Source organism: Erwinia psychrophila, assembly GCF_039023475.1.
GTDB lineage: Bacteria > Pseudomonadota > Gammaproteobacteria > Enterobacterales > Enterobacteriaceae > Erwinia.
The window spans coordinates 79,206-91,904 of the sequence record NZ_JBCHVB010000003.1 but is presented as its reverse complement, the minus strand read 5'-3'; the positions used below and the strand labels follow the sequence as shown (position 1 = coordinate 91,904).

The following is a 12,699-nucleotide window of genomic DNA, read 5'->3' as shown; positions in this document are numbered from 1 at the left end:
TGCTGCTGTCAGGCGCATAACGCTTAAAAGGGAAACAGCACCGGCACCAGAAGTACGCTGACCAGCATGATCAGCAGGGTAAAAGGCACGCCGATTTTTACGTAGTCACTGAACCTGTAGCCGCCAGGACCCAGTACCAGGGTGTTGACCGGTGAAGATACCGGCGTCATAAAAGCGGCAGAGGCGGCCACGGCGATAATCAATACGAACGGATAGGGCGAAACGCCCATCTGCTGGGCCGCCTCAACGCCGACAGGGGCCATCAGCACGGCCGTCGCGGTATTGGAAATAAAGAGCCCGATAAGGGCGCACAATCCAAATAAACAGAACAGCATTACGTGAGGACTCCGCTCCCCCGCCAGCGCCATCAGGCCGTCGACAATCAGCGCGATGCCGCCGGTTTTTTGCAGCGCCAGCGCGAAGGGCATCATGCCAACAATAAGAATGATGCTCGGCCAGTGTATCGCCTTCCAGGCGCTCTCCATATCAATGCAGCGGAATTTACCCATCAGCAGGCAGGCAATTAGCGCGGCTACCGGATTGGGGATTTCGTTGGTCAGCATCATCGCCACCATCAGGGCAAGACAGAACAGCGCATGGGGCGCCTGGCTTTGCGCAGGCGCGACCTCATCCACTTCAGCCGGAAGGTTGAGGATAATCAGATCGCGCTTTTGTTGCTGAAGCTGGCGGATTTTCTTCCAGTCACCGATCACCAGCAGGCTGTCGCCCAGCTCCAGCTCCAGGTCGGTTAAGGCTCCCTCCACGACCTCGCCGCGCCGCCTCAGGCCGACCACGCTGAGGCCATAGCGGGAACGAAAGGCCACCTCGCGCACGGTTTTCCCGGTCAACTCTGAATCCGGCACGATCAGGGCTTCCGCCATACCGACATCCTGGGCCCGTTCGGAAAAATATTCGCCGCGAAGGATCATCGGCTCAAGCATCTGCTCACTGCAAAAATCCCGTATATCAATTTCCGCTGCCGACATATCTGTCAGCAGGACATCGCGCGCACGGAACTCCGTCGTTCCCGTTACCGGCACCATAACACGGCGAAATTTACGCCAGCGTTCAAGCCCCACCACATTAACGCTGTAACGTTCACGAAGCTGCAAATCATCCAGCCGCTGACCCACCATCGGCGATCCCGGTCGTATTGCCAGACGACGGGCGCGACCGCTCAGTCGGTAGTCGCGGATTAAATCGCGATAAGTCCGGCGACTGTGCTTCACGGTCCCGGTATCGCTGGAGGGTGTCACCAGCCAGAAGCGGGCCAGCAGCATATATCCAATGCCCAGCAGCAGCGCAACCAGTCCGATGGGGGTGACATCAAAGAAGCCAAATCCTTTCAGTCCTTCCCGCACCAGTTCGCTGTTGACCACCAGGTTAGGCGGCGTGGCGACCAGGGTCAGCATGCCGCTGATCAGGCCTGCAAAGCTCAGTGGCATCATCAGCCGCCCCGGAGAGCTTCTCATTTTGGCCGAGACGCTGAGCACGACCGGAATGAAAATCGCCACCACGCCGGTCGAGCTCATAAAAGCGCCCAGGCCGGCCACGGTAAGCATCAGCAGGATCAGCATCTTGCTTTCGCTGTCGCCCGCCATTTTGATGAGCCACTCCCCCAGCTTCAGCGCCACGCCGGTACGCACCAGCCCCTCGCCGATAACGAACAGCGCGGCGATGAGAATCACGTTAGGATCGCTGAAGCCCCGCGTGGCTTCCTCAAGGCTGAGCGTTCCGCTCAGGACAAAAACGATAATGACCAGCAGCGCCACGACGTCCATACGCAGCTTGCCGCTGATAAACAGCAGAATGGTTATCAGTAACAGGGTCAGAACCCAAATAAGCTCGTTATTCACGATGATTCTCTGTACGGAGGGGAAAGCAGTCCAGAGCATGCCATAAAATAAACCCCGCAATAGCGGGGTTAAATCATGGCTTAGTGTTTCCGGTGTACATCAATGGTGCCATCCGGGTTTTTATGGATGATTAACTCCTCCAGCGAGTTGAGTACCATATCCACATCTTCCAGACGGGGCGAGTCGCCAGGCGGATTGACGGCCACGACGTGGGCGCCCGCGGCCAGACCGGAAAGAATACCCGCTGCGGCATCTTCCACCACGACGCACTCTTCCGGCTCCAGCTCCAGCAGCTGGGCACCCAGCAGGTAGGCGTCCGGCTCCGGCTTGCCATTCTGTACGCGCTCCGCCGTCACCATCTCTTCCGGCTCCGGCAGACCGGCCGCTTTGCGGCGCGCGGAGGCAACCGGCAGCGATCCTGAAGTGACGATCAGCCAGGGAATGCCCAGCTCATCAAGGGTCGCCAGCAGCTGAAGCGCACCGGGCAGCGCGGTAATGCCATCCGTGTCTTCCGCTTCGGTTTGTTCAAGCGCAACAAACTCCTGCTGTATCGCCTCTTCTGAGGCACCCGCCATAAAGTGACGCAGTGAGGTAATGGCCTGCTTGCCGTGAATAAAGTTCAGCACCTCGCTGGTGGCGATGCCGTGCCGCGATGCCCAGTCACTCCAGGCGCGTTCGACCACCGGTAATGAATCCACCAGCGTGCCGTCCAGATCGAACAGAAAACCTTTACACTTCACTACGTTTTTCCTTCTCAGGCGTTGATGACTTGTGCGATCTCATTCGCACTCAGATGATACTGCCTTGGACAAGTGTGCCACACAGTCAGCATCCGTTGATACTTTTCCCACATCGGCGTCTGCGCATTAAAGCCGTGAACGCCGGAATCAAACTGAGTATAGCGTCCTTCCACATGCACCATAAACCGCACATAGCCCAGATAACGAGCTTCCGTTGCCGCATCAAAGCCCAGAAACGTCAGGCGGCGCGCCTCCACGGGGGCGGGATCTTTGAGATTTGTCCAGGAAACGTGAAGCGCGTGATGCATCTCCATAATATCGATAATGGTACGGCAAACCGCTTCAGGCAGTTCACCGAATTCGTGGTCAAGCTCGCGCATTTGCAGGCCATAGCCGCGCTCAACGATGGTCTGCTGACGGCGATAGCGCTCGGCGTTATCAGGGTCAAGCATACTCATCATGCGGTACTGATTAGAGAGGATTAAACGTTGCGCATGGGTCATTTCCATCATTAACTCCTGGTCACGGTGGACAAAATGAAATCTGAAGGGATGACGCAAGAATTGCATAACCCGCGAAAGCGCGGAACGGCAAGCTGATGCTTCTTTGATTCAAACCGGGTTTTCTGTAGGGGAAAATGAAAACCCGGCGGGGCGTTGAGGATTAAAGCTCGTCGAGAAAGGATTTATCCAGCTGCTGGAAGGCGCGTTTCAGCACCTCAGCCAGCGACTGGTAGGTAGGCGTGCCTTCAACCGGCGCAATAGCCTGTCCGGCGGCCTGAAGTTTTTCACGCACCTCATGAAACCAGCTTAGCAGCGTCGGCGGGAGAGGCGTCACGGAACGTTTGCCAAGCCACCATAATCCCTGCATGGGCAGGCTACAGGCAAACAGCGCCGTAGCGATGGCCGGGCCGAGCTGGCCGCCGAGCGCGATCTGCCAGGTGAGCGTAAAAACGGCAAGCGGCGGCATAAAGCGGATGGCAAAGCGCGTAGCGCGGCTTACCCGGTTTTCAGGAAACATCGGCGCCAGACGCTTATCGACGGGCCATGTCTTCATATAGTGCTGTCCGCGCTGGAACAATTTAAACCAACCGACGGAGCCGGATTCATTTGACATGGCTGACCTCAACTTCAGAGATAATTTTTAAACTAAAAAGATAATCGAACAACTTTACCTGACAAAATTCAAAATATTTTGTCTTTATGCGGCGCTCTGGTTATCCTGTGCGCGTTTGTTGTCTGGCTGTTAAGAGGTTGCTATTGAGCCTGTGCTTATGAGGCCTCTCTCAGCAAAAAATTCAAAATTTAATGCAAAATTTATAAATTTTTTTTGCTTTCGGACAAAATTCTCCGTTGGCATGACATTCATCATTAATGTACCAGCTTTCATGCGCTACGCTGATAGTCTGATTGAGTTTTTTTTCGCCACTTTTTAATCAATAGGACCTTCCATGTCGAGTAAGTTAGTACTGGTTCTGAACTGCGGCAGTTCTTCCCTTAAGTTCGCCATCATCGATCCGGCAAACGGTGAAGAATTTCTCTCCGGTTTAGCCGAATGTTTTCACCTGCCCGAAGCCCGCATTAAGTGGAAAATGGAAGGCGGTAAACAGGAAGCGGCGCTGGGTGCTGGCGCAGCGCATAGCGAAGCCCTTAACTTTATCGTTAAAACTATTCTGGCACAAAAACCCGAGCTGTCTGCACAAATTACAGCCATCGGCCACCGCATCGTTCACGGCGGCGAAAAACTGACGAAGTCCGCCATCATCGATAGCGACGTTCTCCAGGGCATCAAAGATTCTTCCTCTTTTGCGCCGCTGCACAACCCTGCTCATCTGATCGGCATTGAGGAAGCGATGAAAAACTTCCCGCACCTTTCCGATAAAAATGTGGCCGTTTTTGATACCGCATTTCATCAGACCATGCCGGAAGAGTCTTATCTCTACGCACTGCCCTACTCGCTCTATAAAGAGCATGGCGTTCGCCGCTACGGCGCGCACGGCACCAGCCACTACTATGTGACGCACGAAGCGGCCAAAATGCTGAACAAGCCGCTTGCTGAACTGAATATTATCACCTGCCACCTGGGCAACGGCGGTTCCGTCTCGGCCATCCGCAACGGCGAGTGCGTGGATACCTCAATGGGCCTGACGCCGCTGGAAGGCCTGGTGATGGGCACCCGCTCCGGCGATATCGATCCGGCTATCATCTTCTTCCTGCACGACACCCTGGGCATGAGCGTTGACGCGATCAACAAAATGCTGACCAAAGAGTCGGGCCTGCTGGGACTGACCGGCGTCACCAGCGACTGCCGCTACGTGGAAGACAACTACGCGACCAAAGAAGACGCGAAGCGTGCAATGGACGTGTTCTGTCACCGTCTGGCGAAGTACATCGGTTCTTACACTGCGCTGATGGAAGGCCGCCTGGACGCGGTAATTTTCACCGGCGGCATCGGTGAGAATGCGGCGATGGTGCGTGAACTGACGCTGGCAAAACTGGGCCTGCTCGGTTTTGACGTGGATCATGAGCGCAATCTGGCCGCCCGCTTCGGCAAATCCGGCTTTATCAATAAGGAAGGCACCCGTCCGGCGGTGGTTATCCCGACCAATGAAGAGTTGGTTATCGCCAGGGACGCAAGTCGTCTGACCGCATAAGTAAGTCTTCTCCGTCAGCTCAGGCTGGCGGAGTTGTTTCTGACACCACGCAATTCTATTTATCGAGGTTAACCGTGTCTCGTACCATTATGTTAATCCCGACCGGCACCAGCGTCGGTCTCACCAGTATCAGCCTCGGCGTCATTCGCGCCATGGAACGCAAAGGCGTGCGCCTCAGCGTTTTCAAGCCTATCGCCCAGCCGCGCGCAGGCGGTGATGCTCCCGATCAAACCACCAATATCATCCGTAAGAACTCCTCGATCCCGGCGGCCGAACCGCTGCCGATGAGTCGCGTAGAGTCGCTGCTGGGGTCAAACCAGCAGGATGTGCTGATGGAAGAGATCATCAAGCGCTATCACGAAAATACCAAAGACGCGGAGGTGGTGCTGGTTGAAGGCCTGGTGCCTACCCGTAAACATCAGTTCGCCTCGTCGCTGAACTATGAAATTGCCAAAACGCTAAATGCTGAAATCGTGTTTGTCACGGCGCTCGGCAACGACTCGCCTGCACAGCTGAAAGAGCGTATTGAAGTTACCCAGAGCAGCTTTGGCGGCAGCAAGAATAAAAATATTACCGGCGTCATCATTAACAAGCTGAACGCGCCGGTTGATGAACAGGGACGTACCCGTCCCGATCTCTCCGAAATCTTCGATGACTCCAACAAGGCGAGCGTCGCTAACATCGATCCGAAGCAGCTGTTTGCCAACAGCCCGCTGCCGGTGCTTGGCTGCGTTCCCTGGAGCTTTGAGCTGATCGCCACGCGCGCCATTGATATGTGCCGCCATCTTAACGCGGAAGTGATCAACGAAGGCGACATCGCCACGCGCCGCGTGAAATCGGTCACCTTCTGCGCACGCAGTCTGCCGCATATGCTGGAGCACTTCCGTCCAGGCTCGCTGCTCGTCACCTCCGCGGACCGTCCTGATGTGCTGGTTGCCGCCTGCCTTGCCGCCATGAACGGCGTGGAAATCGGTGCCATCCTGCTGACCGGCGGCTATCAGATTGATGCGCCGATCCGCAAGCTGTGCGAACGCGCATTCGCCACCGGCCTGCCGGTATTTATGGTGAAAACCAACACCTGGCAGACCTCGCTCAGCCTGCAAAGCTTCAACCTGGAAGTGCCCAGCGACGATACGCAGCGCGTTGAGCGCGTGCAGGAGTATGTGGCCAGCCATATCGACTCCGACTGGGTGGAATCGCTTACCGCCGCGTCAGAACGCAGCCGTCGTCTCTCTCCACCTGCCTTCCGCTACCAGCTGACCGAGCTGGCCCGCCAGGCCGGCAAACGTATTGTGCTGCCTGAAGGCGACGAACCGCGTACGGTGAAAGCCGCCGCGATCTGTGCCGAACGCGGCATCGCTACCTGTATTTTACTGGGCAACCCTGAAGAAATTCAGCGCGTCGCGGCAGTACAGGGCGTGGAGCTGGGTGCCGGTATTGAGATTGTGGATCCGGAAGTGGTGCGCGAAAACTACGTCGCCCGCCTGGTGGAGCTGCGTAAGAGCAAGGGAATGACCGAAGTGGTTGCCCGCGAGCAGCTGGAAGACAATGTGATGCTCGGCACCATGATGCTGGAGCGCAGTGAAGTGGACGGGCTGGTTTCCGGTGCCGTGCATACCACGGCGAACACTATTCGTCCTCCGCTACAGCTGATCAAGACCGCACCAAACAGTTCGCTGGTCTCTTCCATCTTCTTTATGCTGCTGCCTGAGCAGGTACTGGTCTACGGCGACTGCGCAATCAATCCGGATCCAAACCCGGAACAGCTGGCCGAAATCGCTATTCAATCCGCCGATTCCGCAACGGCCTTCGGTATTGAGCCGCGCGTAGCGATGATCTCCTACTCGACCGGCAACTCCGGCGCCGGCAGCGACGTGGAAAAAGTGCGTGAAGCGACGCGCATCGCCAAGGAAAAACGACCCGACCTGGTTATCGACGGCCCGCTGCAGTACGATGCCGCCATCATGGCCGACGTCGCCAAATCCAAGGCACCGGACTCACCGGTTGCCGGTCGTGCCACCGTGTTCATTTTCCCCGACCTGAACACCGGTAACACCACCTATAAAGCGGTACAGCGCTCTGCCGATCTGATCTCTATCGGACCGATGCTACAGGGTATGCGTAAGCCGGTTAACGATCTGTCACGCGGCGCACTGGTTGACGATATCGTCTACACCATCGCCCTGACCGCTATTCAGTCCAAACAGGCTGATGCGTAAGCGTCATCGTTAAGCGCAAAAAAGCGGACCCCAGGGTCCGCTTTTTATTTTAAATATATCCTTCCATTCGCTAGCACAATAAAACCCCTGCCTTTGTTTATTTTCAAAACATCGCTCCCCGCTAAATTACGCCTTCTGTATATCAATTAACTTCATGTTTTTTAAGTACAAGTAAAGGATGGTGTTTATTTCCTGGTAGAATTAACAGTCCATGTCTAGTCTTATTATCAGCAGGGCGTAGTAATCAAAGATTTAATAATGATGTAAATAACTATCTGATCAAGGGAGTCATGGCGATGAGCGACAATCAAATTCATCCGGTTTACAGTGATATTAATGGCGGCACGCCGCTTAAGCGTATTTCATGGAGCGCCGTCTTTGCCGGCGTCATCATTTCTACCGTTATTTATCTTCTGTTATCGATTCTCGGCACCGCGATAGGCGCGACGGCTATCGATCCGCTGAAAGAGCAAAATCCGCTGGATGGCATGGGCACCGGCGCCACCATCTGGACCGGCTTAAGTATGTTAGTTTCTGTCGCAGTCGGTGCTTTTGTTACCGGTCGGCTGGCTCAGCGTGAAGGTGCGCTGCACGGCCTGCTGATGTGGGCAGTCAATACGCTGATTTGCGTCTGGCTTGCCTTCAGCATGCTTAGCGCTGCGGTCAGCGGTACGGCGAATGTGATCGGTTCCGGCTTTAACTTGCTGGGTAACGGTATTTCCGCGATGGCTCCTTCCGTGACTCAGGCTGCAAAAGAGAAACTTCAGGAAAATAATATCGACCTCGGCAATCTTCAGCAGGAGCTGGAGACAACGCTGCGCCAGACGGGTAAACCGGAACTCCAGCCGGAGAACCTGCAACAGGATATAAATCAGGAAAGCAATGTTGCTGAGAACCAGGCAGAAAATACCGCCATGGATCAGCAATCGGCTGACACTGATTTAGCCAACTGGTTTAAAGGGGTTATTCAGCGTAATGAATCCACCCTTCAGGCCGCTGACCTTGAAGCGCTGAAGAATATTATCAAAGCACGAACCGGTAAAAGCGATCAGGAAGTCGATCAGATTGTTGCCCAGACGCAGCAAAGCTACCAGCAGGCTTATCAGAAGTATCAGGAAGTGAAGGAGCAGGCTGAGCAGAAAGCACGTGAAGCTGCTGATGCCGCTGCCGCTGCAACGGCTAAAGCCAGCTGGTATGCCCTGATTGTCCTGTTAGTTGAGGCAGTCATTGCAGGCTTTATGGGTAAAATGGGCCGTAAAACGCAGCCTGCTCAGGTTAACGTTCGTCATGAGACGCGCTAATTAACTGCGCAAACCCACGCTTGAATCACAAACGCCCCCACCTGATGGTGGGGGCGTTTTTTTATGTGGAGCGTCTGCGTCTGAGTGTGGCAGGCGGGCGCAACGGTGGCCCCAGTTAGCTATGTCAGCCGCTGCTAACGCCCATACTCCAGACCGCTATTGAAGCCGGACGCGCCCTGCTGGCCCGCCTGCTTAAAGCGTAAACGCAGCGCTAGGCTTGTGCGGCAACGGCTGAACGTCCCTGTTCGCTGTTACGGCTCAGCCAGAGCGACAGTGCCTTCAGCGAGTCGTCGGTGAACTCATCACAGCGTGCGGTGATCTCTTCCGGCGTAAGCCAGAATATTTCGTCTACTTCCTCTTCCTGCATGGCGAAGGGTCCGTGCGACACGCAGCTGAACAGGCCGCCCCAGACCCGGCAGTGACGATCCTCAAAGTAGAACAGCCCATGTTCGGCAAAAGGAACGGCGGCAATGCCAAGTTCCTCTTCCGCTTCACGCCGCGCTGACTCCAGCATCTCCTCTCCGCTCTGCACGACGCCACCGGCGGTCGCATCCAGCATACCCGGCATAAAGTCTTTCGTGCCGGTGCGGCGCTGAACCAGAATTTTTCCCATACCGTCATGTACCACGATATAAGTTGCGCGATGACGCAAACACTCTGCCCGCATTTGCGCGCGACTGGACTGTGCGATGACCTCGTTATCTTCATTAACGATATCCACCCACTCCGTGCCGCGATCTTGCTCCACCATCCGTAACCCTTATTAGTATTGGCGCGTAAGCGCTTGTCTGTTGATGCCCGCACAGTGTGCCACGGGCCGGCCGATAATAATAATCTCTCAGTGTGATCCGTTCAGGGCATGTGACGATTCTGACAGCCATAGCTGAACCGACGCGCGCTGCCACTGAAAATGGGCATAGCCAGCCGCCCGTTCAGGAACGGGATCGCCATGCAGCACCAGCCGGTTAAGCATCACCGCCAGATCCGTATCAGCAACGGACCATTCGCCGAAGAGGTTCTGTTGTCCTGCCGGCAAAAGCCGTTCCACGCCCGCAATCAGCTTGTCTGCGGCACGCTGCGCGGCTTCGCTCAGCGGCGGAAAGGTTGCGCCAGCAAACAGCACTTCCGTTGGCCGCTCCTGGCGCAGCGCCATCAAATCACTCCGCAGCCAGGCCTGAATTTCCCGGGATCTGGCCCGTTTCTCCACTTTCAGCGGGTAAAGGCGCTCAAACGCCGGCGCGGGAAAGCGCTCTTCAAGATATTCTGTAATCGCTGAAGATTCGGAAAGGAAAAAATCATCAATTTGCAGGGTCGGAACCCGCTGGGTCAGGGAGATTTCGCCATAGCCGGCGCCAAGCTGTTCATGACGGGCCAGATCGACAGGCTGTAGCAAGAAGGGAACGCCTTTCTCACTGAGCGCGACAAATACTGACATCACATACGGACTGTAAAAACAGGCATCTGACCAAAGCGTGATATTCGGGTAATTCATCCTCAGCTCCTCGCGATACAGCATCTGCATCTTATTTACCCATTTTCAGGCCGGAAGGCAATGGCGGTAATCGGGAAAGTCATGCGTTGTCAGATTAAGGGGGATGAAGAGAGAGAATGGCATCACAGCGTGACCCTTTTTTATCACCTAAGCTGAACAGAGGCTGTTGGTTTTTTACTTCTCAAGGATATTCGCTATGCACATTTTACTGACAGGCGGCACCGGCCTGATTGGCAGCCATCTTATCCCACGACTGTTACAGCGCGGCGACAGCGTTAGCGTTGTCACCCGCGATGTGGCCGAAGCCCGCAGCAAGCTGGATGAAAGCGTGTCGCTCTGGTCAGGGCTGGATCAGCAGCGCGATCTGAACGGGATTGATGCCGTGATCAACCTGGCGGGAGAGCCTATTGCTGACAAGCGCTGGAACGAGCAGCAGAAGCGCCTGCTTTGCGAAAGCCGCTGGCAGATCACTGAACGCATCACCACGCTTATCCACGCCAGCAGTACGCCACCTTCGGTATTTATTTCCGGTTCAGCGACGGGCTACTATGGCGACACGGGGGAGCTGGTTCTGACGGAAGAAGATCCGGGGCACGATGAGTTCACGCATCATCTCTGCGCGCACTGGGAAGCGCTGGCGGCGGCCGCTGAAAGCGAACGCACCCGTGTTTGCCTGCTGCGGACCGGCGTGGTGCTGGCAAAATCGGGCGGCGCGCTGAGCAAAATGAAGCTGCCCTTTAAGCTCGGCATCGGCGGCCCTATCGGCAGCGGCAAACAGTACATGCCCTGGATCCATCTCGATGACATGGTGAATGCGATCCTCTGGCTGCTGGACAATAATACCCTGCGCGGCCCGTTTAATATGGTGGCACCCTATGCCGTACGCAACGAACAGTTCGCCGCCCTTCTCGGCCACGTCATGCACCGTCCGGCCTTTATGCGTACGCCTGCCAGCGCCATCAAGCTGATAATGGGCGAATCTGCGGTGCTGGTGCTGGGCGGGCAGCATGTGCTGCCGAAGCGGCTGGAGGCTTCTGGGTTCGGCTTCCGCTGGTACGATCTCCAGGAAGCGCTTCAGGATGTGGTCAAACCTTAGCAAAGCAGCGGGGAGCGTTAAGCTCCCCATGCTTTTTAGTGCGTGGTTACCGCCGGCTCCGCGCGGGCTGATCCGCGCAGCGCGCCGTGATTCGGCTGAGGTACGCGAATAATGAAAGTCAGTACGCCAGCGAACACATACAGACCGGTATAGGCCCACACAACCCCCACAATATCGAAGAACGGCAGCAGTACTGACGCGATGGCGGGCGCGACAAAGTTACTCATTCCCGCCGAGAGGTTATAAATCGAGATCGCCGCCCCTTTGTGCTGCGGTTCCAGAGTGGGGAATACCGCCGTCATCGGCACAAACGCCGCGACAAAAATGCCCAGCATTACCGCCGGGATCAGCGCCACCCAGAAATTGTGCCCGGCATACAGCGGCAGATAGTAGAAGGCCAGGCTGGAGATCGCCATACCGAGACAGCCGAACCAGCGCACCTGACGGATCCAGCCGATACGCTCACCCATAATGCCCCAGAAGATATTGGTGAAAATGGTGACGAAAAAGAACACTGCCCATATCTGTAGCCATTCAGAAATGGTGAAGCCCAGCCGATCCACAAACAGCAGCGGCATGATGATAGCAAAGCCGAACAGCGACAGCGTGTTAATGATGCGGATCAGGCAGGCGTAAAACACGTGCTGATTGGTGAACAGGATGGTCACTGCCCGCGACATTTCGCTCATTTTGTCACGCAGCGGCAAATTGACGCGCGACCGGTCGACCGGCACTTTGCGCAGGCTGAAAAAGGCCAGGACGCCGCCGCAGGCTACCCAGGCAATCGCCAGCCATAAGGTGCCGGTTTCGCCGATGGAGGGAATAATCAGGCTCGGCAAATAGCTGCCCACCACGCCGATCCCGACCGAATACATCGCCCAGAACCAGCCTGTCGCTGCCGCCAGCCGTTCACGCGGCAGCACCTGTACCAGCAGCAGCATGAAAGAGTAAATAAACAGCGGATAGGCCAGGCCGCGTATGCCGTAAAACAGCACCATCAGCGGATAGTTGCGCATGCCAAGGCCCATACTCATAAACAGCGCATGCATGATTATCCACAGTACAAAGCCGATCGTCATCGCGCGCTGTGGCGTAATCAGCTCCGCCACCACGCCCGAAGCCCAGGCCGCCAGCGCGGCGGCCAGACCGTAGCAGGTAAATACCACTGCTGACTGGGAAGGAGTGAAGCCCATATCGGTGATATGGCGTGACAGAAAGGCCATTTCGAAGCCGTCACCCGCCATAAAAATAGCGATAGCGACAAATCCCCAGATCAGGTGTTTGGGCAAGCCAAACCAGTACGCGTTCGATTGCATCACAATCTTCCTCTAGTCAGTAGCAG

General features: G+C 55.9%; 11 protein-coding genes. 4 read left to right on the top strand and 7 right to left on the bottom strand.

Annotated elements, in window-relative coordinates:
* Window positions 1-23: 23 nt before the first annotated feature.
* From AAH446_RS09425 to yfbV, 4 genes are all read right to left on the bottom strand, one after another.
* Complete coding sequence (locus tag AAH446_RS09425) at window positions 24-1,895, bottom strand: SLC13 family permease (RefSeq protein ID WP_342906458.1); 1,872 nt, start codon at window positions 1,893-1,895, stop codon at window positions 24-26.
* Window positions 1,896-1,936: 41 nt separating this feature from the next.
* On the bottom strand, window positions 1,937-2,596 hold the full coding sequence (locus tag AAH446_RS09420) for a sugar phosphatase (protein WP_342906457.1): 660 nt from the start codon (window positions 2,594-2,596) through the stop codon (window positions 1,937-1,939).
* Window positions 2,597-2,610: 14 nt separating this feature from the next.
* Complete coding sequence (locus tag AAH446_RS09415; RefSeq protein ID WP_342906752.1) at window positions 2,611-3,105, bottom strand: YfbU family protein; 495 nt, start codon at window positions 3,103-3,105, stop codon at window positions 2,611-2,613.
* A gap of 154 nt (window positions 3,106-3,259) precedes the next feature.
* On the bottom strand, window positions 3,260-3,712 hold the full coding sequence (gene yfbV / locus AAH446_RS09410; RefSeq protein WP_342906456.1) for a terminus macrodomain insulation protein YfbV: 453 nt from the start codon (window positions 3,710-3,712) through the stop codon (window positions 3,260-3,262).
* A 334-nt stretch (window positions 3,713-4,046) separates the two neighbouring features.
* On the opposite strand from yfbV, the gene ackA reads away from it, so the two are divergent.
* From ackA to AAH446_RS09395, 3 genes are all read left to right on the top strand, one after another.
* A complete protein-coding gene (gene ackA, locus AAH446_RS09405) occupies window positions 4,047-5,249 on the top strand; it encodes an acetate kinase (RefSeq protein ID WP_342906455.1) in 1,203 nt (400 codons plus the stop codon).
* 74 nt (window positions 5,250-5,323) lie between these two features.
* Window positions 5,324-7,468, top strand: coding sequence for a phosphate acetyltransferase (pta, locus tag AAH446_RS09400; protein ID WP_342906454.1), 2,145 nt, complete (start codon window positions 5,324-5,326; stop codon window positions 7,466-7,468).
* Between the two features lie 296 nt (window positions 7,469-7,764).
* Window positions 7,765-8,769 (top strand): TIGR04086 family membrane protein, encoded by a 1,005-nt coding sequence (locus tag AAH446_RS09395; RefSeq protein ID WP_342906453.1) that lies wholly within the window; start codon window positions 7,765-7,767, stop codon window positions 8,767-8,769.
* Window positions 8,770-8,980: 211 nt separating this feature from the next.
* On the opposite strand, the gene yfcD is transcribed toward AAH446_RS09395, so the two are convergent.
* Both yfcD and yfcF read right to left on the bottom strand, forming a co-directional pair.
* Window positions 8,981-9,520, bottom strand: coding sequence for an NUDIX hydrolase YfcD (gene yfcD / locus AAH446_RS09390; RefSeq protein WP_342906452.1), 540 nt, complete (start codon window positions 9,518-9,520; stop codon window positions 8,981-8,983).
* Between the two features lie 87 nt (window positions 9,521-9,607).
* Entirely contained in the window at window positions 9,608-10,261 is a 654-nt protein-coding gene (gene yfcF, locus AAH446_RS09385; RefSeq protein WP_342906451.1) for a glutathione transferase, read from the bottom strand.
* 196 nt (window positions 10,262-10,457) lie between these two features.
* Between yfcF and AAH446_RS09380 the strand changes: the two genes are divergently transcribed.
* Window positions 10,458-11,357 (top strand): TIGR01777 family oxidoreductase, encoded by a 900-nt coding sequence (locus AAH446_RS09380; protein ID WP_342906450.1) that lies wholly within the window; start codon window positions 10,458-10,460, stop codon window positions 11,355-11,357.
* Window positions 11,358-11,392: 35 nt separating this feature from the next.
* Here the strand turns inward: AAH446_RS09380 and AAH446_RS09375 are convergent, their stop codons facing one another.
* Complete coding sequence (locus AAH446_RS09375) at window positions 11,393-12,673, bottom strand: MFS transporter (protein WP_342906449.1); 1,281 nt, start codon at window positions 12,671-12,673, stop codon at window positions 11,393-11,395.
* Between the last annotated feature and the right edge of the window lie 26 nt (window positions 12,674-12,699).

Coding starts and splice junctions, on each gene's coding strand:
- AAH446_RS09425 (WP_342906458.1), bottom strand. CDS start 1,895: ATGCTCTGGACTGCTTTCCCCTCCGTACAGAGAATCATCGTGAATAAC.
- AAH446_RS09415 (WP_342906752.1), bottom strand. CDS start 3,105: ATGGAAATGACCCATGCGCAACGTTTAATCCTCTCTAATCAGTACCGC.
- yfbV (WP_342906456.1), bottom strand. CDS start 3,712: ATGTCAAATGAATCCGGCTCCGTCGGTTGGTTTAAATTGTTCCAGCGC.
- ackA (WP_342906455.1), top strand. CDS start 4,047: ATGTCGAGTAAGTTAGTACTGGTTCTGAACTGCGGCAGTTCTTCCCTT.
- AAH446_RS09395 (WP_342906453.1), top strand. CDS start 7,765: ATGAGCGACAATCAAATTCATCCGGTTTACAGTGATATTAATGGCGGC.
- yfcD (WP_342906452.1), bottom strand. CDS start 9,520: ATGGTGGAGCAAGATCGCGGCACGGAGTGGGTGGATATCGTTAATGAA.
- yfcF (WP_342906451.1), bottom strand. CDS start 10,261: ATGAATTACCCGAATATCACGCTTTGGTCAGATGCCTGTTTTTACAGT.
- AAH446_RS09380 (WP_342906450.1), top strand. CDS start 10,458: ATGCACATTTTACTGACAGGCGGCACCGGCCTGATTGGCAGCCATCTT.
- AAH446_RS09375 (WP_342906449.1), bottom strand. CDS start 12,673: ATGCAATCGAACGCGTACTGGTTTGGCTTGCCCAAACACCTGATCTGG.